General features: G+C 43.5%; 20 protein-coding genes, 1 tRNA gene and 1 riboswitch. Of the genes, 4 read left to right on the plus strand and 17 right to left on the minus strand.

Features of this window, described 5'->3' with window-relative positions; translation table 11 throughout:
- Positions 1-322 precede the first annotated feature (322 nt).
- Positions 323-367, plus strand: a riboswitch (PreQ1 riboswitch).
- An 86-nt stretch (positions 368-453) separates the two neighbouring features.
- The 3 genes from queC to queE are packed head-to-tail and all read left to right on the plus strand — an operon-like array spanning position 454 to position 2,307.
- Complete coding sequence (queC, locus tag VKA52_RS18995; RefSeq protein WP_160916424.1) at positions 454-1,119, plus strand: 7-cyano-7-deazaguanine synthase QueC; 666 nt, start codon at positions 454-456, stop codon at positions 1,117-1,119.
- Positions 1,119-1,586 (plus strand): 6-carboxytetrahydropterin synthase QueD, encoded by a 468-nt coding sequence (gene queD, locus VKA52_RS19000; RefSeq protein WP_160916423.1) that lies wholly within the window; start codon positions 1,119-1,121, stop codon positions 1,584-1,586. Before queC ends, queD begins: the two co-directional genes overlap by 1 nt.
- Positions 1,579-2,307, plus strand: a complete 729-nt coding sequence (gene queE / locus VKA52_RS19005; RefSeq protein ID WP_326316862.1) for a 7-carboxy-7-deazaguanine synthase QueE — start codon at positions 1,579-1,581, stop codon at positions 2,305-2,307. The genes queD and queE overlap by 8 nt, the downstream gene beginning before the upstream one ends.
- 42 nt (positions 2,308-2,349) lie before the next feature.
- Here the strand turns inward: queE and VKA52_RS19010 are convergent, their stop codons facing one another.
- The 9 genes from VKA52_RS19010 to VKA52_RS19050 form a co-directional block, all read right to left on the minus strand.
- On the minus strand, positions 2,350-2,517 hold the full coding sequence (locus VKA52_RS19010; RefSeq protein WP_326316863.1) for a YqaE/Pmp3 family membrane protein: 168 nt from the start codon (positions 2,515-2,517) through the stop codon (positions 2,350-2,352).
- Between the two features lie 7 nt (positions 2,518-2,524).
- The gene (locus tag VKA52_RS19015) at positions 2,525-3,268 is read right to left on the minus strand and encodes a phosphatase PAP2 family protein (protein WP_326316864.1); all 744 of its coding nucleotides are present in this window, start codon (positions 3,266-3,268) and stop codon (positions 2,525-2,527) included.
- A gap of 234 nt (positions 3,269-3,502) precedes the next feature.
- Complete coding sequence (locus tag VKA52_RS19020) at positions 3,503-4,747, minus strand: L-lactate MFS transporter (protein WP_326316875.1); 1,245 nt, start codon at positions 4,745-4,747, stop codon at positions 3,503-3,505.
- A gap of 230 nt (positions 4,748-4,977) precedes the next feature.
- Positions 4,978-5,766 carry an ABC transporter ATP-binding protein gene (locus tag VKA52_RS19025; RefSeq protein ID WP_326316865.1) on the minus strand — a complete coding sequence of 263 codons (789 nt, stop codon included), beginning with the start codon at positions 5,764-5,766 and terminating at the stop codon, positions 4,978-4,980.
- A 55-nt stretch (positions 5,767-5,821) separates the two neighbouring features.
- On the minus strand, positions 5,822-7,003 hold the full coding sequence (locus VKA52_RS19030) for an ABC transporter substrate-binding protein (protein WP_326316876.1): 1,182 nt from the start codon (positions 7,001-7,003) through the stop codon (positions 5,822-5,824).
- A 94-nt stretch (positions 7,004-7,097) separates the two neighbouring features.
- Positions 7,098-8,159: a branched-chain amino acid ABC transporter permease gene (locus VKA52_RS19035; protein WP_326316866.1), complete on the minus strand. Its 1,062-nt coding sequence runs from the start codon at positions 8,157-8,159 to the stop codon at positions 7,098-7,100.
- 4 nt (positions 8,160-8,163) lie between these two features.
- Entirely contained in the window at positions 8,164-9,048 is an 885-nt protein-coding gene (locus VKA52_RS19040) for a branched-chain amino acid ABC transporter permease (RefSeq protein ID WP_326316867.1), read from the minus strand.
- Between the two features lies 1 nt (position 9,049).
- Entirely contained in the window at positions 9,050-10,933 is a 1,884-nt protein-coding gene (locus tag VKA52_RS19045; protein ID WP_326316868.1) for an AMP-binding protein, read from the minus strand.
- A 15-nt stretch (positions 10,934-10,948) separates the two neighbouring features.
- A complete protein-coding gene (locus VKA52_RS19050) occupies positions 10,949-11,722 on the minus strand; it encodes an ABC transporter ATP-binding protein (protein WP_326316869.1) in 774 nt (257 codons plus the stop codon).
- A 329-nt stretch (positions 11,723-12,051) separates the two neighbouring features.
- Here VKA52_RS19050 and VKA52_RS19055 point away from each other — a divergent pair.
- Positions 12,052-12,124, plus strand: a tRNA-Ala gene (locus VKA52_RS19055).
- 127 nt (positions 12,125-12,251) lie between these two features.
- Here the strand turns inward: VKA52_RS19055 and VKA52_RS19060 are convergent.
- The 8 genes from VKA52_RS19060 to trpE all read right to left on the minus strand — a co-directional run bounded on the left by VKA52_RS19060 (position 12,252) and on the right by trpE (position 20,745).
- Positions 12,252-13,664, minus strand: coding sequence for a sodium:solute symporter family protein (locus VKA52_RS19060; protein ID WP_326316870.1), 1,413 nt, complete (start codon positions 13,662-13,664; stop codon positions 12,252-12,254).
- A gap of 551 nt (positions 13,665-14,215) precedes the next feature.
- Positions 14,216-14,800: an anthranilate synthase component II gene (locus VKA52_RS19065; protein ID WP_160916418.1), complete on the minus strand. Its 585-nt coding sequence runs from the start codon at positions 14,798-14,800 to the stop codon at positions 14,216-14,218.
- A 31-nt stretch (positions 14,801-14,831) separates the two neighbouring features.
- Positions 14,832-15,632 carry a tryptophan synthase subunit alpha gene (gene trpA, locus VKA52_RS19070; RefSeq protein WP_326316871.1) on the minus strand — a complete coding sequence of 267 codons (801 nt, stop codon included), beginning with the start codon at positions 15,630-15,632 and terminating at the stop codon, positions 14,832-14,834.
- A gap of 1 nt (position 15,633) precedes the next feature.
- Complete coding sequence (gene trpB, locus VKA52_RS19075) at positions 15,634-16,827, minus strand: tryptophan synthase subunit beta (protein WP_370551151.1); 1,194 nt, start codon at positions 16,825-16,827, stop codon at positions 15,634-15,636.
- Positions 16,808-17,464, minus strand: coding sequence for a phosphoribosylanthranilate isomerase (locus VKA52_RS19080; protein ID WP_326316872.1), 657 nt, complete (start codon positions 17,462-17,464; stop codon positions 16,808-16,810). The genes trpB and VKA52_RS19080 overlap by 20 nt, the downstream gene beginning before the upstream one ends.
- On the minus strand, positions 17,461-18,225 hold the full coding sequence (gene trpC, locus VKA52_RS19085; protein ID WP_326316877.1) for an indole-3-glycerol phosphate synthase TrpC: 765 nt from the start codon (positions 18,223-18,225) through the stop codon (positions 17,461-17,463). Before trpC ends, VKA52_RS19080 begins: the two co-directional genes overlap by 4 nt.
- A complete protein-coding gene (gene trpD, locus VKA52_RS19090) occupies positions 18,218-19,240 on the minus strand; it encodes an anthranilate phosphoribosyltransferase (protein WP_326316873.1) in 1,023 nt (340 codons plus the stop codon). Before trpD ends, trpC begins: the two co-directional genes overlap by 8 nt.
- Positions 19,237-20,745: an anthranilate synthase component I gene (gene trpE, locus VKA52_RS19095; RefSeq protein WP_326316874.1), complete on the minus strand. Its 1,509-nt coding sequence runs from the start codon at positions 20,743-20,745 to the stop codon at positions 19,237-19,239. Before trpE ends, trpD begins: the two co-directional genes overlap by 4 nt.
- Positions 20,746-21,188 lie beyond the last annotated feature (443 nt).

The following is a 21,188-nucleotide window of genomic DNA, read 5'->3' on the forward strand; positions in this document are numbered from 1 at the left end:
AGTTTTAGGCAGGTAATATAAGAGGGATTTCTAGAACCTCATATGGCAAAGGGGCGTAGGGAAACGGTGAGACTCCTGTGGGAAGTGCGTGGTAGATGAGACCCCGCAGAGCGTTAGCTCGAGGAGGCTCATCACTCGCCCACGGAAAGCGAACCTTTTCCCGGAGCCCCTAAATCCACACAAACATCTCGAAATCAAGTCTTCCACAATCCTGCCATATTGTTTAATAAAGCTGATGCAGGTAATTGAATAGGTCAGGGTTTCCAGGGGCATATTCTCGTGTTAAGATGAGTAGGGTAAATTAAATAAAGTCTGCTTCAGGGCAGGAGAGGTTCTAGCGACACCCTCTATAAAAAACTAAGGATGGAACTGTACCTTGCCTTAGGTACGGTTTTTTTAATGGTTTTGGGTGTGTAGAATTCTCTTTTTCGATGATGAAAGGAGAATTTTTTTATGGAAAAAAATAATAAAGCGGTGGTTGTATTCAGCGGTGGACAGGATAGTACGACTTGCTTGTTCTGGGCATTGAAGAAATTCGAATCTGTGGAAGTCGTTACGTTCGATTACAACCAACGTCATAAAGAAGAGATTGAAGTGGCGAAAGAAATTGCTGATGATCAGCAGGTGCGTCACCATATCCTTGATATGTCTTTGCTTAATCAACTCGCTCCTAATGCGTTAACCAGGGATGATATTGAAGTGAAAGATGGCGAAGATGGGGAACTTCCTTCAACCTTTGTGCCGGGTAGGAATCTATTATTCTTGTCTTTTGCTACCATTCTTGCGCGTCAAATCGGAGCGAAACATATTGTTACAGGTGTCTGTGAGACGGACTTCAGTGGTTATCCAGACTGTCGTGATGTTTTTGTAAAATCCTTGAATGTAACACTGAATTTGTCAATGGATGATGAATTCGTCATTCACACCCCTCTCATGTGGCTCGACAAAGCGGAAACATGGGAAATGGCTGATGATTTAGGTGCTTTCGAGTACGTCCGTGAGAAAACATTGACTTGTTACAATGGTATTCGCGGTGATGGATGCGGCGAATGCCCGGCTTGTGAACTTCGAAGAAACGGCCTCCATACTTATATTGCAGAAAAAGAGGGGGCTGAATAATGTACGGCTTCACGATTGTAGAAAACTTGCAGAAAATAGATCAAGACATCAAACGTCACGAGTTAAAGTACCATCAAAAACGTGTACTCGTCAGTAAAGAATTCACCTTTGATGCTGCTCACCACTTGCACTGTTATGAAGGGAAGTGTAAAAACCTTCATGGACATACGTATAAAGTGATTTTTGGTGTCAGCGGCTTAGTCGATGATATTGGGCTTGTCATTGATTTCGGTGATATCAAGAAAATCTGGAAGGAACAGATTGAGGTCCACCTCGATCACAGGTATTTGAACGATACACTGCCAAACATGAATACGACAGCTGAAAATATGGTCGTTTGGATTTATGAGAAAATGGAAGATGCTTTGAAAGACGATCCGAATCAGTGTCGTGTTGAGTTTGTAAAACTTTATGAAACACCGACGAGTTTCGCGGAAGCAAGACGGGAGTGGATGAGAGATGAATAAATTCCCGGTTCTCGAAATTTTTGGTCCTACCATCCAAGGTGAAGGAATGGTGGTGGGTAGAAAAACGATGTTTGTGCGTACGGCAGGGTGTGATTACAGTTGTGCGTGGTGCGATTCTGCCTTTACATGGGACGGAAGCGCCAAGCATGACATCGAACGGTTAACTTCAGAAGAAATTGTGACTCGACTGATCCAAACGGGTGGAGATCAGTTCGATCATGTTACGATATCCGGTGGTAACCCTGCTCTTTTAAAAAATCTCCATGAGCTTATCGTTCCTCTCCATGAAAGAGGAATCGAGGTAGCTCTTGAAACACAGGGCAGCCGTTGGCAGGAATGGTTCCCTCAAATTGATGACCTGACCATATCTCCTAAACCACCCAGCTCTAAAATGAAGACGGATTGGAACGTTCTGGATGATATCTTGTATCGTTTGGAAACCGCTGGACGCCTTCAGAACACGAGTTTAAAAGTGGTGATTTTTAATAAAGATGACTTGACCTATGCCGAAGAAGTCCATGAAAGATACCCTCATGTCCCCTTCTTTTTACAAGTCGGAAATGATGATCTGGAAGAAAACGAAGCAGGAACATTAGCCAGTCACCTCCTTGACCAATATGAATGGCTCATCGAACAGGTTGTCGCCTCATCCAAGCTGAATAAAGTGCGCGTTCTCCCTCAAGTACATGCCCTTGTCTGGGGGAATAAACGAGGAGTTTAAAAGAAAAAGCCTGACAACATTTCCTCTGTTGTCAGGCTTTTTTCATCCAAGTTTCTTGCTGTCATAATGCCCTTTCACCACTACGGCAGCATGTACCGCTCCTGGGACATAAAAAATCAAAGTTAAGATTAAATTCAATAGCGCCTTTAACGGTTTCCCTGTAAACAAGACAGCTAATGGTGGTAAGAATATGACTAATATATATAACATGATTGAATCACCCTTTCTCCTGCTTCCTTTCAGTTTTCCCTTTTACGAGGTTTTGAACACTCCCGGATTGTCTTCTTCTTTGATTCCATATTGTGATTTCCAGTGCCGCTATACAAACGACCAGCCATGCAAGACCGAATAGCATGCCTCCAAAGACATCTGTGAAAAAGTGTACACCGAGATAAATCCGAGAAAGACCGACAAGTGCAATTAATATTCCCAGCGCTACATTTATGGTCCATTTCACCTGTTTTTTCAATGGACTGATGACAATTAAGTAAATGAGAAACCCGTAAAAAACAACAGAACCAGTTGTATGTCCACTTGGAAAGCTGAAACCAGTTCCATCATACTCCGCCAACACTTCTGGACGTTGGCGCTCAAAAGTTACTTTCAGCAATTTAGTCAATGCACTAATGCCGAGCATTACGATGGCAAAATAAACACCTACCCATCGGCTGAAGGGAGAAAAGAACAGAAGAAAGATGAGCAGTGCGACAGATGCTATGGTTATAAATAAAACAGACCCCAATTCCGTGATCCATCCCCAAAACGCATCCATCCACGGAGTAGTGATAGATCTCACTACGTCTGTAGCTGCTTGGTCTACAATGAATTTCTCCTGTTCAAGAACCTCTGCCGCAAGTTCAGTGAAAAAATAAACGGCTCCGCCTACCAGGGCGAAGCCCGTCAAAATAATGATAATAGAGGCTTTCGAAAGGTCTGAAAGCTTCGTTCCTGAAAACAACATCTCAATTCCTCCTGACTGACATGAACTCTTAATTCCACCTTTCCCCTAATCACTAGGGGTTAACCTCGAATTATAAACCTCGATACTCTTTAATATTAAGGATATTTTTTTAAAAAAACAGAGCTCTCTCCCTCTATTCTTATAATCAACTGCCGCCCATTTCATGCCCCTAACAAATGTTACACAAAAAAGAAACTCAAAGACTATCCTTAGCCTCCGAGTTTCTTTTTTTATTTATGCTGTTTTTTCTTTGTTTATTAACGCTTTTCGCTTTTTCCGTTCATCGACCTTGGTCAGAATGGAAACCACCAGGGCTACGACAAATAAACCAGAGAAGAAAATGAGGCTGTTCTCATAGCTTCCAGTCGTATCTTTCATCCAAGCTGCAAAGATGGGCCCGGCAAGTCCAGCGGCCGCCCACGCTGTTAAAATATAACCATGAATGGCGCCAAGTTCTTTTGTTCCAAATAAGTCCCCAATGAACGCGGGAATGGTTGCGAATCCGCCTCCATAACAAGTGTAAATAATAGAAAATGCAATGACAAAAATCCACGTGGCGGTTGTCCAAGGCAGAACAAGGAATAAACCGATCTGCAGAACAAAGAAGGTGATATACGTGTTTGCACGACCTATATAATCAGAAGCACTTGCCCAACCGATTCTTCCAAGCCCATTAAAAATGCCCATTACACCCACGAGAGTGGCTGCAGTGGCTGTCGTTACCCCGACACTTTCCTCCAATAATGGCTTAGCCGCAGAAATAACAGCAATTCCACACGTGACATTAATAAACAACATCGTCCAAAGGTAATAAAAACGCTTTGTCTTCAATGCTTCTTTTGCACGTAAGTTTGCCAAATCTTGATTTTTGGTATCCGTTTCCTTATCTGGATCATAACCTTCAGGTGTCCAGCCCTCAGGAGGGCGTGACATGTAAAGGGACGAACCAATCATAACGACAAAATAACTGATACCTAGAATATAAAAGGTGGCTGCGATTCCAACTGAATTAATAAGAAAGTCCATCAACGGGCTGGCAATAGCTGCTGCAAAACCAAAACCCATAATCGCCATCCCCGTTGCAAGACCTCTACGGTCAGGGAACCATTTTACTAATGTAGAAACCGGTGCGATATAACCAACACCTAAACCTATACCTCCAAGAACCCCGTAAAATATGTACAGCATCCATAATGAACCTGCGTTAACGGCTATTCCTGACCCAGCCACACCAATCCCGAAAAAGATAGCAGCTGTAATTCCGGCGACCCTCGGTCCATATTTTTCAACGAACCATCCTAAAAAGGCTGCAGATAATCCTAAGAATAAAATGGCAATACTAAAAGTCAATTGTACTTGACTTGCTGACCAACCGAATTCTTCGCTCAGTGGACCTGTAAAGTTACTCCAGGCGTAAACAGATCCGATAGAAATATGAATTCCCACAGCTCCTAAGGCGATCAACCATCTGTTCTTCACTTTTCTTCCTGACATTTTTTCACCTCTTTTTCATTAATTACCTATCTTTTTCCTATAATCTCAATTTCTAAACAATATGCCATTTATTATGACACATTTTGACTATCCTGGAATATTTCCTGGACAATAAAAAAACACCTCCTATCCTGGAAGTGTCATATCGTATGATTTTCCTATTCTTTAGACCAGCCCTTGAGATAATGGAGAGCTTTTCTTAATAACCCCCCCTATTAAATCCACCGTTGTTTCTTCCGATAGGATTTTACGTCTCTGTAATTTTTACGTCCTTCTTCATTTATACCTAAATAGTGTTCTTGAACTTCCTGGTTCGAAAGCAGCTTTGATACAGGAGCTTCCAAAACAGAGCGTCCGTCCTCAATGATATATCCATAATCCGCGATGGAGAGCGCTACATTGGCATTTTGCTCAACAACAAGAATGGACATCCCTTCCTCTTCATTGATCTGTTTAATGTTTTGAAAGATTTCTTTCACAAGAAGCGGTGCAATTCCAAGGGATGGCTCGTCCAACAACAATAACTTTGGTTTCGCCATAATCCCTCTGCCGATAGCGAGCATTTGTTGTTCGCCTCCTGAGAGCAACCCAGCATGCCGGGTACGTAACGTTTTTAACTTTGGAAAATAATGATAGACACGTTCCATGTCTTTCTTTATATTCCTTCGATCTTTCCGTGTGTGAGCGCCGGCAGTTAAGTTTTCTTCAACTGTGAGATGTGTGAAAACTCTCCGTCCCTCCATACTTTGAAAGATACCTTTTTGAACAATTTTATCGGGACTCATTGAAGTGATGTCTTCCTCTTGATACGTAATTTTCCCCTTCGTCACTTGACCATTATCTCCTCCAAGCAAACCCGAGATCGCTTTCAATGTCGTAGATTTTCCCGCCCCATTACTTCCTAACAGAGCAACAATGTCTCCATCTGGAACTTCGATTGACATCCCTTTTAAGACTAGAATCATCTTTGAATACACAACTTCGATATTTTCGACTCTTAGCATCCTGATTCACCTTCCTTTTGAAAAAGGGGGCCTCTTTACGAGACCCCGTCCACTTTTAATCTTCATAACTGAAATAATCCGTGACGACTTCAAATTTCCCATCCTTAACCTCTGCTAGACGAACTTGATTCGTTCCCGCATGGTTGTCTTCCGAAAAAGTCACAGGAGCGGCCAGACCACCGAGATCCATATCTTTAATTTGTTCGAGCCCTTTGCGGATGCCTTCTCCATTCAACTCCTCGGCATTCCCTATACCCTCAGCCATAATCTTAGCGGTTACCCAACCTTGAACGAATTTTTGACTGACATCTTCCAGGCTTTCTCCTTTGGACTCCAAGTACTCTTCCATTTCAGCCAGACCTTTTAAGTCTTCATATGGAAAAGCGTGGGTGACAACGCCTAACATTCCTTCTGCCGCGTCACCGGCAATTTCTACCACTCCTTCTCCCGTCGCCCAGTTTAAACCGATGAATTGGGTATCAATGCCAAGTGTCTGAGCTTCACGTAAAATCGTGGCTGTCGCTCCCCACGTTTGTTGAATGATGGCATAGTCAGGAGCTGCTTCCTGCATATTCAACATTTGGGACTGTGCTTCTGTTGCTGTCACAGGAATGACTTGTTCATCTACAACTTCAACGCCGGCTTCGGCGGCGTAAGCTTTAATGTCTTCAATTGGGGAACGTCCGAACGCTGTATCGTTATAAAGAAGGGCAAGCGTTGGATTGTCTCCTTCATGATTCTCCTTGATCCATTTAACCACAGCTCGTCCCTGGTCAGAGTATGTAGCTGCTGTTAAAAAGTTGTATGGACTTTCCTCTAGATCTTTCAGGTTTTCTGAGTAGGAAGCAGAGAAATAAGGAAGTTGATCATTGGCTACTTGCTGGCGGAGTGCTTCTGTATCCGCTGTGCCCCAACCGAGGATAGCCGACACGTTGTCTTTATCACGTAACTCTTGATACAACCGCTGACCTTTTGCCATATCGTAGGCGTAATCATCACCAATCAGTTCAACTTGAACACCATCTATTCCACCCTGACTATTCAAGTATTCATAGTAAGCTTTCTCACCTTCTGAATATGGTGTCCCCACATCTCCCGTTCCACCTGTAATATCAAAAAGCGCTCCAATCTTTACCGTTTTACCGTCAGAAGCTTCCGCATCTCCCCCAGACGCTCCTTCATCTCCACTACAACCAGCCATCATCCCCATCAACAGCATGAGGCACAACAAAAACATTGTCGATTTTGCGTACGTTTTGATCAAATCCTCGACTCCCTTTCTATATTTTTATAGTTTAGAGCAAAGAGTATAAAGCCCTTCCCTCCACTTACTAATAAGAAAATGGCCAAACTTTGAAATAATTTTTTATATTACTCCAAATATGCGCAAGTCCCCCTGGTTCAAAGATGAGAAACAGGATGATCACAGCACCAAAGGCAAGCTCCTGGAAGGCTGCTAATGTGTTTTGCATATCCGGCATATAGACAGCGATATAATCCATGACAAAACCGAGCCCCACCGGCAAAAGCGTAATAAATATGGCACCAAGTATCGAACCAAGAATACTCCCGAGCCCCCCGACTAAAATCATGGCCAAGTATTGAATCGATACCGTTATGCTGTAAAGTTCCGGACTTACAATCATCGTATAATGAGCAAGCAACGCACCCGCAATCCCGACAAAAAAGGAGCTGATGGCGAAGGAAAGCACCTTGTATGTGAATAAGTTGATGCCCATGATTTCTGCTGCTACGTCACGATCACGAACAGCTAAAAAGGCTCTGCCTGTACGGCTGCGGAATAAATTTAAAGCATAAACGATCGTAAAAAGCAGAATGATGAGACACAAATAGTAGTAGCTGCTTGCAGACATAAAGGAAAACGTTCCGATCGATGGACGTTGAAGGACCATTCCAGAAGTTCCACCTGTCAAACCGGTCCAACGGCTAATGATAAACAAAATGATGAACTGTGCTGCTAATGTGGCAATGGCGAGATAGAGCCCTTTCAATCGTAAGGACGGAATCCCGAACAGTGCCCCCACAGAAGCTGTGATGAGGCCTGCCACAGGCAAGGCAACCCAAAAGCTTAATCCTAACGTACTTGTTAAGATGGCCGATGTATATCCACCTACACCTAAGAAGGCACCTACCCCGATGGATATCTGGCCCGTGAATCCTGTCAAAATGTTCAGTCCAATAGCACCTATGGAAGCAATTGCACACAATGTCGCTAAACCGATGACATAATTATCAGCGAGCAAAGGAAACAGGAAGGCTAGAATAGCCAGTCCGAGCACCCTGATTTTCACCCGTTTGATTGAAAAAATAGCCATATCTTTTTCGTACCTGGTTTTGTAATTGCCACATTCCATAACAAATGGATTTTTCACAACCTCACACCCTTTCCATTCCGCCTTTTCCAAAGAGGCCATAAGGCTTGATCATTAATATTAAAATGACGACAATGAACGGGAACACTTCTTTCAATCCCCCTCCGACAAGAGGATCAATATATCCACCTGCCATACTCTGTAATATTCCAATAATAAATCCACCAACAATGGCTCCAGGGATACTATCGAGTCCTCCCAGGATGACGACGGGTAAAACCGTAAGACCAATCACACTCATCGTCGCGTTCACACCGTTAATGTTTCCAAGCAAGACCCCGCCAACAGCAGCGACGATACAAGCAATCGCCCACGTAATGGCGAATACCCGTTTCACATTGATTCCCATACTGGCTGCTGCTTGAAGGTCATCGGCTACCGCACGCATCGCCACTCCCATTTTTGAGAATTTAAAGAAAAAGGTAAAAGCAAGAAGCAGAGCCATAACAATAATGAATGACCATAAATAAACAGGTGTAATAAGGACTTCACCAAAAGTCACTGGAGTGTTCGGAAAGAGGTTTGGATACACGCGTGTCTGGTGCCCCCATACCATATGGACCAGACCTGCAAGCAAGTTACCAAGACCGATCGTTGCCATAATGACAGAAATAGTCGGCGCATTCAGTAACGGTCTTAGTACGACTCTCTCAACCAATAACCCAAGTACACCACACACGCCCAAGGTAACCGCCAGAGCCACTAGGAAAGGCAGTTTCAAGGCAGTGACAAGGGTTAAACAAATATATGATCCGATAAGTACAAATTCTCCATTTGCCAGATTCAGAGCATCGCTAGCTTTATAGATTAGGACGAACCCTAATGCTACGAGCGCATAAATACTCCCTACTACTACTCCACTGACCAGCATTTGCATAAAGAAAGTCAACTCAAGCCACCCCCTGTGATCGATCCAATAAGATGACGGGCGCGATTTCGCCTTCATCCGTTTCTTCAGAATTCAAGTTTGAAAGGGTATCATACTGTCCGGTGTCGTTATATAACGCAGCTAAATATCGCTTGTAATTCTTTTCCACAGTTCTTCGTACCGTTTTCTGCGTGGACGTCATCTCCCCATAACTCAACCGTAACTCTTCTGGTAGGATGACGAACCGCTTGATGCGACTTTCCTCTGGTAAAGATTGCATCATTTTAAGGACTTGGTCCTTGATGAGCTCAATGACCTCGGGATGCATTGTCAAATCCCGATAACTTGTATAAGAGATCTGATTCTTTTCTGCCCAACGTCCTACGCTGGCACGATGAATGGTAAGCATGGCTGTCAGGTAAGAACGACCTTCCCCGAAGACTACAGCTTCTTGTAGATAATGACTCTTCCGAAGCTCGGTTTCTATCTCACTGGAAGATTGTCCATCTGTCGAGTCCAAAGCCAAGCGTTCTTCCATCCTTCCGCGGATTTCCATTTCTCCTGAATCAAGGATTCTGCCATAATCCCCAGTAGAAAGTTCGGTTACTGGATTCCCCCCTAAATAACCAGCAAAAACTTGAAGACCTTCGACTTGAACTTCTCCTCTGGATGCTAGGTTCATGGATAAACCAGGCAGTGGTTTCCCAGCACCCTCCGCCGTCCATTCATGATCCCTCTGAATAGAAGCATACCCAGTGGTTTCAACCATTCCATAGGTTTGTTTCACATTAACTCCTAACCCTTGGAAAAACTCAAAAGCCTCCCTATTCAATCTGCCGCCTGTAACGTAAGCCCTTTTTAATCGTGAAAGCCCTAAATGATCTCGGATAGCACTATACATGAAGAAGTCATGAAGCAAGTATTTGAGCTTTGATAAAAAAGAGACCGAACGGTTGCTCAATTTTGCTCGTGCGTTTTTTTCTAAACCAGATTCGGTAAGTTCAAACATTTTTTTCTTCAAGCGTGTAGAATCATTCATTCGAATTTGGAAACGGGTTAACATGTTCTCGAATGTTCGTGGAGGTGCTTGGATCAGGTGTGGTCCGATTTCTCTTAAATCGTTTAAAATGGTGGAAGGTTCTTCAGGAAAGTTGATCGTCATCCCTCTCGTCAAGGAGAGTCCGACTGCCATCACTTGTTCACAAATCCAAGCAAGAGACAAGAAGGATAAATAGTCATCATCAGATTTTACAGGATCTATTTCATGAATCGATAAAGCCGTTTGGATCAAATTGTTATGAGTAAAGGTCGCAGCTCTCGAATGATGTGTCACTCCTGAGGTGAACGTAATGAAAGCAATATCCAGAGGTTTCACATTTTGTATTTGATGCTCAAAAAAAGATGGATCTTCACTGGCGCGTGTGCTGCCAATGGACTGCAAGCTTTTTAAATTTATAAGTTTTTCATGAGAATAGGAACGGAGACCTTTTTCATTACAAAATAGGATTGCTTCGATGGCAGGAAACGAATCGATAATTTCAAGAAGCTTGTCCACCTGTTCCTGGTCCTCAACCACTAAAATTCGCGGTTCACATTCTCTTAAGTAGTGGGCCATTGCATCCGGGGAAGCATCCTGATAAATCCCCACCGGGACGGCTCCAATCGACTGAGCTGCAAGCTCTGCGACAATCCAGTGTGGTCGGTTGTCCCCGATGATTCCAATACGCTCTCCTGGCTGGATTGAAAACTCTTCTTGTAACCCAAGGGCCAATGATTCTACTTCTCTGTAATACTCCCGCCAAGTCCATTCTTTCCAAATGCCTAAATTCTTCTGACGAAAGGCCACTTTCCTCCCTTCCTTTTCTGCTTTTTCAAACAAAAGCTGAGGCAGCGTTCGATGCGTCATCCCACAATCCCCTCCTTATGTGGTTACTTCATGTTCGCCCAAATAAGCCTTGATGACATCCGGGTTCTTCTGTATTTCTTCCGGAGTGCCAAAACCGATCCGTCTTCCAAAGTCCAGGACAGCAATTTTGTCAGAGAGATCCATAATGACCCCCATATCGTGTTCAATAAGGAATACCGTAATTCCATTCAACTCATGCATATCCAAAATAAACCGGGCCATGTCCTCTTTTTCAGCATTATTCATCCCGGCCATCGGTTCATCCAGCAAAATCACTTCAGGTTCAAGGGCAAGTGCTCGTCCTACCTCCACTCTTTTCTTTAACCCATATGGAAGTGTACCGACTGGCGTATGACGGATCTCCTGCATCTCAAGAAATTCAATGACTTGCTCCACCGAGTGACGGTGGACGACCTCTTCCTTTTCTGCACCACCCCAGTAAAGTCCACCCGTGAAAATCCCCGCCTTCATTTTGACATGCCGACCAAGCTTCAGGTTATCCAGCACAGACATGTGTTCAAACAAAGCAATATTTTGAAACGCACGAGCAATGCCTAGAGACGTCCTTTTGTAGGGTTTCATTCCAAGGATTTCTTTTCCGTTAAAACGGATCGACCCTGATGTAGGTTTGTACAGCCCGCTTATGCAGTTCAGCATACTTGTTTTCCCTGCTCCATTCGGACCAATCAACGAAAAGATTTCACCCTTTTCAAGATGATAGGACACAGCATCCAAAGCTTTCACACCACCGAACTGCAACGATACATTTTCGACTTCTAAGATAGGCAAATGTGAAGACCTCCTCTTTTATGTAAGCGTTACCATTGCTATAAAAGTATTATATAACCTAAAAAAGAGAAGTCAATATAGTTTTTTTAATTTTATGAATATTATGTATATTGTAAGATGATATAAACCCTATCCACTTTTGATTTACAAGGGCTGGAATCGGTTCCTAATTGAACCCTCACTCACTTAAATTTTTTTAAATGATTATTTAAACTTTCTTCCTTAAAAAGTTTACCCTCCCACCAATATCAATTGTTGGAAGATGAATTCAAAAAACTCTTGATTTTTCCTGACTCTCTATATACAATAATAATTGTCGAAAAACATACGGGGCATTAGCTCAGCTGGGAGAGCGCTTCGCTGGCAGCGAAGAGGTCAGCGGTTCGAGCCCGCTATGCTCCACTACCAAAAGCCACCATTTCCAGTAATGGAAATGGTGGCTTTATTTACCCTATCAGTCTTATGTAACACCCCTATAAGAGATATTACAAAAGAAAAAAGCCTCCCTATTTTGGGAGGCTTTTTTGTATTATGAAGCTTTTACAGCCCTTTCAGCTTGAGAGCCAGATGTTGTCATTAACGTTGCTACAATCAATACAATAACCGCAACAGGTACAGCAACAACTACACTGTTCACTTCAAATGGCTGGCCTAGAATAATTTCCCATGTCAATGTAGCCAGCACACCAGCGATCATGGAAGATACACCACCTATCGCATTGACGCGCTTCCAGAAGAATACGGCAAGTACCGCAGGAGTTAAACCTGCACCATAAACGGTATAAGCATACATTTGCACACTTAATACTGTAGGGAAATAACTGATGATTACGAAGGCGAATACACCCAGCGCAACTATGAATATTCTTGTCATAGCAAGAAGCTTTTTGTCAGACGCATCCTTATTCACATAATTAGCATAAAGGTCATAAGTCAAGTTCGTTGCTGCAGACAGTAAGTAAGAGTTCCCTGTAGTAATGATGAAGGAAGCTGCTGCTGCCAGCAGAATACCACCGATAGCGATTGGCATAGCTACTGTAGTAGCCATCAACGCCATTCCTGGATCAATATCCGGGAATATGGAACGGGATGCAAAGGCGATCAATGAAATGGATGGTGAAATGACGATCATCGCAATCAGCCACCCCATTTGCGCACGCTTCGCGGATTTATCTCCTTTAGAAGATGCAAGACGCTGATACATGTTTTGGTCACCCAGTAATAAGAACAAAGAAGGGAGCAGATAACCGATCATTTGAATCGTCGTCAAACCACCCGTAGCACTCATGTGAGACTCAGGAACATTAGCGACGATTTCACTCCATCCACCTGCAACCATAATGATTGTAGGGACAGTAATGATCAAACCTCCGACCATCAAAAATCCACTGATGGCGTCCGTTTGGGATACTGAACGAAGTCCCCCGATCATGGCAAGGAAGATAATCATGGCAGCACCAATCATCGTACCTGTCTGCACAGTCATCCCTGTTGTTAAGTTAAGAATGAATCCGAAACCTTTCATCTGATAAGAAACGATACCGACATACGCAAGGATGATAATAACACTCGCAATGTTACGGGATGTACGCCCATATTTCGACTCTAAAATACCGGCAACGGTGAATTTTCCGTGTTCGCGGATTTTAGGTGCGACGACATAAAGAATGATAATACCGATTAACGTTGGGAGCATCATCATCAAAGAAGGAAGAATACCATAAGAGAAAGCCATCGACGTTTCTCCGCCGGAAATACTTCCGCTTCCTGTCCATGTGGCCAGAAGCGTTCCCATCAATACAAAAGGTCCTAAGCTTTTACCGGCTAAAACGAAATCTTCACTACCGGCTACTTTTTTCGACATGAATACACCAATGCCGACCATTAATATTCCATAGATTGCTATAAACCATAACAAAGTTGGATCTTGTTGCAGTTCCATAACTACTGAATCATCTCCTGATGTTTTTTGTTGGCTGGTTCTTGTTGAGCTGTTCAATTAAAAACATCGGCCGATGTGAAATCGCTCTTTGAACACAACGATAATAAAACTAACATAGATTTTAATTTTGTGAAAATGGCAAGTAGATAGCTGAAAAGGGGCTATTCTCCGCGTTTTTAGAGGATTCCATTTTTTCACATACCCTTATGAAAGCGATAACCACACCCTTTCAAAGAATTGCTTTATTCTTACGAAATTTCTGTTAAATACGCAATTCCTCGACAGAATTTTGTAGTAAAATTAGTTCTAATTACCCACACAAATCACCAGTTACAGACTGTACGAAAAGAAGAATGCCCTTCTATCCCCAACACATGCTAAGCTATTTAAATCAGGAAGTTTGGATAAATCACCATTGAGTTTAGAGCTTTTGCTAGCCATTTAAGGATTTTTCCAAATAGGCTTAGAGAACGAAACGTATAGTTACTAATATTAAAAGGCTGGCACCTCGGGAAGGTACCAGCCTTGTATGCTGTTATATAAACATCACATTAAGGGATAAAAGCTTTCACACGATTTTGAATCACATTTTTCAGTAATTGTTTTCCATCACCTGTCCCAATAGACTCTGGGTGGAATTGGACCCCTTCAATAGGAAATTCAAGGTGACGTATGCCCATCAATTCTCCTTCTACTGTTGAAGCGGTCACTTCAAAACACTCCGGTAAATCGGAAAGCTCTACAATCAACGAATGATAGCGCATCGCCTCCATCGGATTACTTAACCCTTCGTATATTCCCTTTCCATCATGAAAAATGCGTGATGTTTTTCCGTGCATCAGCTTCTCTGAGCGTACGACTTTTCCACCGAACACTTGAGCTATGGCCTGATGACCAAGACAAACACCGAAGATGGGAATATCTCCTTTGAACCGATTAATCACTTCCAGGGTCACCGGTGTTTCATCCGGGGAACACGGGCCTGGTGAAAGAAAGATTAAGTCAGGGCTCAGCTCTATAATCTCACCTATATCTACTTCATCATTTCTCTTCACTATGATCTCTTCTCCAAGCTCTCCAAGATACTGGACGAGATTGTAGGTAAAAGAGTCATAGTGGTCAATCATATAGATCACTCTGCTCCACTCCTCTCAGCTCTATCAAAACTTACTGAACAAGTGCTCTAATTTCATCGGTGAAATGTTTAAGAGCTTCGTCCATCTTACCTTTTTCAATATTTTCAAGCTCCGCTTCAATTAATCGAATGATTTTGCTTCCAATGATGACGCCGTCTGCATGATCTCTCACAAGGCGAACGTGATCATTCGTTGATATGCCGAATCCAACAGCAACTGGCACTTGGCTGTGCTGTCTCACTTTTTCAATGAATGCCAGAGCTGCAGCAGACATTTCTTTTCTCTCTCCAGTTACTCCCAGAGAAGAAACACAATATAGAAAACCTTTCGCATGTTCCGCAATCTGCTTGATCCTTTGATCAGAGTTAGGGGCAACAAGGGAGATAAATTCAATGCCTTTTTCTTCTGAATGGTTACGAATCTCCTCACTTTCTTCAAATGGAAGATCGGGGATAAGAAGCCCTTCTACCCCATTTCTTTCTAGGAGTTCAAAGAATTCCTCATGTCCAATTTGAAGGACAGGGTTGTAATAAGTGAATATCACAACTGGAATTTCGAGTCCATGCTCTCTTAACTTCGGCACAAGCTCGATTGCTTTACGTAAGGACATCCCTGCCTTTATTGCACGCTGCGCCGCTCGTTGAATCGTAGGACCGTCCGCAAGTGGATCCGAATAAGGAACGCCCAGCTCTAAAACGTCCGCACCTTCTTCCTGGAGACGCAAAGCAAATTGAATTGTCCATTCAGGACCAGGATCCCCTGCTACAATGAACGGGATAAACAAATTTTCCGTTTTCGTTAGTTTCCCTTGGAATGATGTTTTAGTCAGCATGTCAGACCTCCTCCTGGAAATGTTCCATTAATGTTGCCATATCTTTATCCCCACGGCCGGAAAGGTTAATCAAAATCGTTTCATTTTTACTCATTTGAGGGGCTTCTTTAAATGCCTGAGCAAGGGCATGGGCGCTCTCAATCGCAGGTATGATCCCCTCTGTTTGTGTTAAAAGTTTCAATGCATCAAGCGCTTCTTCATCTGTGATGGCTTCGTAACGGACTTGTTTCGTCTGGAATAAATGAGCATGTTCTGGGCCGATCCCAGGATAGTCCAGCCCTGCCGAAATGGAATAAGGCTCGGTAATTTGTCCATTCTCATCCTGCATAAGATAGGTCATCGATCCGTGAATGACACCAGGAGTTCCTTTTGAAAGCGTCGCTGCATGTTCAGGTGTGTCTATCCCTTTCCCGGCAGCTTCTACTCCGACCAATTCACTCTTGTCTTCAAGGAATGGGTAAAACATCCCCATAGCATTGCTTCCACCACCTACACAGGCAAAAATACGATCCGGAAGCTCTTTCTCAACCTCTAAGAACTGGCGTTTAGATTCATCACCTATGATTCTCTGAAAATCCCTAACCATGCGCGGGTATGGATGGGGGCCAACCACAGAACCAATTAAATAGAAATGGTCTTCACAGTTAGCGACCCAATAGCGGATCGCTTCATTGGTCGCATCCTTTAGAGTTCCATTTCCACTCGAAACTGAAACGACTTCGGCTCCAAGAAGCTTCATTCGGAAAACGTTCAGCTCCTGTCTGCGGATATCCTCTTCCCCCATAAACACGATACACTCAAGTCCAAATTTTGCAGCAACCGTTGCAGAGGCAACGCCATGCTGTCCTGCCCCTGTTTCAGCAATGATCTTCTCTTTTCCCATTCTTTTTGCCAGCAAAGCCTGACCAATCGCATTATTAAGCTTGTGGGCACCTGTATGGTTCAAATCCTCACGTTTCAAATAGATTTTTGCTCCTCCAAGCTGTCCTGTCAACTTGTCTGCGTAAGACAAAGAAGTAGGGCGTCCTGCGTACTCTTTTAACACATGATGGTACTCCTTCAAAAAGTCCGGATCCGCCATCGCTTGGTCAAGCGATTCTTCCAGTTCCTGTAATGGCCCCATAAGGGTTTCCGGTACATATTTCCCACCAAAATCACCATAACGTCCTTTTAAATCAGGAAATACTTGCAACATTTTGCTCCACCTCTTTCATGATTGTTTGAATTTTGCCAATGTCCTTTCCGTCTCCGATTTCAATACCACTGGAAAGGTCGATTCCGTCCGGGCGATAGTGCAACAAATATGTGACGTTCTCTGGTTTAATCCCCCCTGCAATCAAGCACGGGACACCCTGGTCAGACGCTTCTTTCTGATAGGTCGGGACAGACTCCCAGTCGAAGCGGACCCCAGTTCCACCTGAAACACCGTCCACTTTGCTGTCTACAATGTATCCATCAGCAACACCACGGAACACTTCCATTTGTTTAATTCCATCCGATTGATGGTGAACCACTTTCCAAACCGGAAGACCAAACGCTTCTTTAATTCTCAACAACTGAGATACCGTCTCATTTCCATGCAGTTGAATAACATCTAAGGGAACAAAATGAAGAATCTCTTCGATTTCCTCAATCGTGGGCTCGATGAAAACCCCGACGATTTTTTGTCTTGGTCGGATTTTTTTCACCCAGCGTCCGACATATTCCGGTCGGACATATCGTTTTGTTCTCCGGACAAATATGAAACCAAGATGGGAGGCTTGGGAAGAAGATGTTTTGGCTACATCTGACAAAGACCTATTTCCACATAATTTGACGATCGGTTCTTTCATCGAACATTCACTCCTTCCAACAACTGACGGACCGCTTCTTTGATATCCTTCTGGCGCATGAGAGATTCTCCCACCAGTACACCCTCAGCTCCATAACCAGCTACTTTCTGCAGATCATCATGGGAAGAAATCCCACTTTCTGAAACCAGCAAACACTCCTCCGGTGCAAGTTTCGCCATGCGTTCGGTTTGAGAGAGTTTCGTTTCAAACGTATGAAGGTTTCGATTGTTAATACCTAGAATTTTTGGTGTAAACTCATTCAGCACTTTAGTTAATGTTTCTTCACTGTGGACTTCGACAAGGACTTCTAATCCAAGCTCATAGGCTTGAAGGTAAAGTTCATGCAGCTTCTTCGCTTCCAGCGCTTCCCCGATCAGCAGAATAGCGTCAGCACCGATATAGGCACTCTCCGCTACTTGCAAGGAGTCTATAATAAAGTCCTTCCGTAATACAGGTACATTCACTACTTTCTTGATGTTCGTCAAGTAGTCACGGTGCCCTTGGAAAAAATGTTGATCCGTAAGAACAGAAATGGCTTGCACCCCTGCTTCAGCATAGTCATGAGCGATCCGGACAGGGTTGAAGTCCTCACGTATAATGCCCTTGGATGGAGATGCTTTTTTCACCTCTGCAATCAGGCCTGCTGCAAATGAAGTGGTTTTCAGAGATTTATAGAGAGAATGATGAGCAAATGACTGCTCTTCCGGCAAATACAATTTTTCAATTTCTTGTTGTTTTACAGCTAAGATGGTTTCAAGCATATTGACGATTCTCCTTTTCATTAACAATCGATTCATAATACTTGCTTGTGAGGCCTTCCATGATTGCCTTTTGGACTTGCAGCACACCATCTTGAAGGTCTTCTGCATTTCCTGCGACATAGAGTCCCGCCGCTGCATTTAATGTGACAATGGAAGACGCACTTTCATTTGAACGCCCATACAGGACATCCTTAATCATTTGTGCACTTTCTTCTGTTTTAGAAATACGAATATCTGTGAGATTCCCTAAAGGAAGACCGAAATCTTCAGGTGAAACCGTAAAACGAGTGATCTCACCATTCTTCAATTCAACGAGATCGCTTTTCCCTGTGATTGTAATTTCATCCAGACCATCTCTTCCTGTTGCTAAGAGTACGTGTGTGGATCCAAGATTCTTAAGAGTCTCCGCCATTTTTTCTGCATAATTGGTATCATAAATGCCGATCAGCTGTCTTTTAGCATTTGCAGGGTTGGACATTGGTCCAAGTAAGTTAAAAATGGTACGAAAGCCAAGCTCCTTCCGTGCAGGTCCTGCATGTTTCATTGCTTTATGGTAAAGGGGGGCGTACATGAACGTCATTCCTTTTTGAGAAAGCGCCTGTACCCCTTGTTCTGGTGTAGTGTCAATGGGCACGCCCAGTTTTTCCAGGACATCGGCACTCCCGCTTTTTGAAGAAACTTTCCGATTTCCATGCTTAGCGACCTTCACTCCCATGCTCGCAAGAACAATGGAAACAGCTGTGGAAATATTAAATGTAGATGCGCCATCTCCGCCAGTACCACATGTATCAACAATTGACTCATCATTTGTATCCATCCTGGTCATATTTTCACGCATCGCCCGAACGAAACCGGTCATTTCTTCAACTGTTTCTCCGCGGTAACGCATGACGCTGAGCATGCTCATCAGTTGGCCGGTCGTCGCTTCTCCGTTCATAATCCGATCCATCGTATCAAAGGCTTCCTGTTCGGTCATTTCCTCTCCTGCGACAACTTTACTTAATGTATCTTTCATCTCGTCTCCACTCCTTCTCCGCTCTTCTCAAATATCTTCTCTGCTAGTTGAATCGTCTTCTTCAATGCACTCGCTTTGCTCAAAGTTTCCTGATACTCTGCTTCAGGGTCAGAATCAGCAACGATGCCAGCCCCCGCCTGAATATATAAATCTTTTCCTGTTCTAGTCATCGTTCGGATGGTAATGCAGGAGTCGATGTTTCCATCAAAACCTAAATATAAAATGCCCCCACCGTAGAGGTTTCTGGGAGTAGGCTCAAGATCTCGTAAAATCTGCATAGCCCGGACTTTTGGTGCACCTGATAATGTTCCAGCCGGGAATGAGGAAATCAAGGCGTCAATGGGAGAAACGCTCTCCTTCAATCGACCGGTTACTTTACTGATGATATGCATCACCTTTGAGAAGCGGCCAATCGTCATATATTCACTAACCTGTACCGTTCCATATTCAGCGACGCGCCCGATGTCGTTACGTGCTAAATCCACCAGCATGCGATGTTCCGCTAACTCTTTCTCATCTTGCAAAAGCTCTTCAGCCAGCGCGTCATCCTCTTCTTCGGTTCTGCCTCTTTTCCTTGTTCCAGCTATGGGATGGATTTCAAGGTTACGATCACGGACTTCAAGGAGTCGTTCAGGTGAACTTCCGATCACTTCCACTTCATCCATTTTTAAGTAAAACATGTATGGAGAAGGGTTCACCCTCCGCAACACTCGATAAAGTTCAAATCCGCTTCGATTCGTTACTGTATGAAAACGTTGAGATAAAACAGCCTGAAAAATATCTCCGGCACGGATATACTCTTTGATTTTTCCCACATCAGATTTGAACTTTTCCGGTTCATAATTGCTTTCTAACATAAAGGATTCATCATCCGTTTCATTTTCACTCAGCATTAAATCCGGAAGTGTGCCGACCTTCTGCAGCTGGCTTATAATGGATGTGATTCGCTTTTTCGTTTCAGAATAAATATCTTCTAATGGGCGTCCTGGTTCTTTTCTAGCGAAGGATAAAATCGTCGTTTCTTTTGTTTTATGATGATAAGCAATTAAAGTCTTACAGAAAAGCAGCTGATAATTAGCAAGATTCAAGTCATCCGTCTCGGCCCTTTCTACAGGCTCATAATCTGAGATGGCATCATAGCTGATATATCCGACCCCTCCTCCTTTAAAAGGAAGGTCAATCGGCGGCTGCTTCACGTCAAGCTTTGCCAATACTTTCTCATAAGCCGACTTGAAGTCTTCAGAATACGTGACATCGTCTTGGTCAAAGTCTTTGATTTGAAACCGGTGCTTCTCCTCTTTGATTTGAACCATCGGGTCAAGACCTAGAAAAGAATAATTTGACCATGGGGATTCAGGATCCTGGCTCTCCAGCATGTACACGGCTTCATGATTCAATGCATGAAACATGTGAATCGGTGTTAACGTATCCGTATAAAACGATTGTGTTATTGGAATGGTCTGATGCTCTTCGGCATCGCTTTGAAATGTATTAAAAGTGGTCATAAAGGCTCACCTCTCCATTAGAATCATGGAGAATGAGACGTTGAGGGATGAAAACGAGTAGATAGAAAGGGGGTGAAAATCGGCCAGGCAATCCATCGGCTCCTTACGTCCGAAGATCCCTCGCTCACTCAGCTCAGCTCATCCTATACCTCAACTCAACTCATTCTCTGCTCAACTTGCTTATTTCGACTTTGTAATAAAGCCACTTTTTAAAATATCTTTCCAATAGTCTATAAAATTCAGATAATAAAGTCAACCAGTCTGTCCCAAAATTTTCTTAGACCTTCACCTCCCTCTTCCATATAAGCTCCCTTTAGTTGAAGACTCAGTTTCGAGACTATTATTGAGTGGATGGGGGCTACGGGGAATAGCTCGCTTTCCGCGGGAGCGCGGTGAGCCTCCTCGGACTGCGTCCTGTGGGGTCTCACCAAGCACTTTTTTCC

It is taken from the genome of Halobacillus sp. HZG1, from assembly GCF_035818575.1.
Classification (GTDB): Bacteria; Bacillota; Bacilli; order Bacillales; family Halobacillaceae; genus Halobacillus; species Halobacillus litoralis.

Coding starts and splice junctions, on each gene's coding strand:
- VKA52_RS19015 (WP_326316864.1), bottom strand. CDS start 3,268: ATGTTGTTTTCAGGAACGAAGCTTTCAGACCTTTCGAAAGCCTCTATT.
- queE (WP_326316862.1), top strand. CDS start 1,579: ATGAATAAATTCCCGGTTCTCGAAATTTTTGGTCCTACCATCCAAGGT.
- VKA52_RS19010 (WP_326316863.1), bottom strand. CDS start 2,517: ATGTTATATATATTAGTCATATTCTTACCACCATTAGCTGTCTTGTTT.
- trpD (WP_326316873.1), bottom strand. CDS start 19,240: ATGAAAGATACATTAAGTAAAGTTGTCGCAGGAGAGGAAATGACCGAA.
- trpE (WP_326316874.1), bottom strand. CDS start 20,745: ATGACCACTTTTAATACATTTCAAAGCGATGCCGAAGAGCATCAGACC.
- VKA52_RS19060 (WP_326316870.1), bottom strand. CDS start 13,664: ATGGAACTGCAACAAGATCCAACTTTGTTATGGTTTATAGCAATCTAT.
- trpB (WP_370551151.1), bottom strand. CDS start 16,827: ATGTTGCAAGTATTTCCTGATTTAAAAGGACGTTATGGTGATTTTGGT.
- VKA52_RS19025 (WP_326316865.1), bottom strand. CDS start 5,766: ATGCTAAGAGTCGAAAATATCGAAGTTGTGTATTCAAAGATGATTCTA.
- queC (WP_160916424.1), top strand. CDS start 454: ATGGAAAAAAATAATAAAGCGGTGGTTGTATTCAGCGGTGGACAGGAT.
- VKA52_RS19080 (WP_326316872.1), bottom strand. CDS start 17,464: ATGAAAGAACCGATCGTCAAATTATGTGGAAATAGGTCTTTGTCAGAT.
- VKA52_RS19045 (WP_326316868.1), bottom strand. CDS start 10,933: ATGACGCATCGAACGCTGCCTCAGCTTTTGTTTGAAAAAGCAGAAAAG.
- queD (WP_160916423.1), top strand. CDS start 1,119: ATGTACGGCTTCACGATTGTAGAAAACTTGCAGAAAATAGATCAAGAC.
- VKA52_RS19030 (WP_326316876.1), bottom strand. CDS start 7,003: ATGTTTTTGTTGTGCCTCATGCTGTTGATGGGGATGATGGCTGGTTGT.
- trpA (WP_326316871.1), bottom strand. CDS start 15,632: ATGCTGACTAAAACATCATTCCAAGGGAAACTAACGAAAACGGAAAAT.
- trpC (WP_326316877.1), bottom strand. CDS start 18,225: ATGCTTGAAACCATCTTAGCTGTAAAACAACAAGAAATTGAAAAATTG.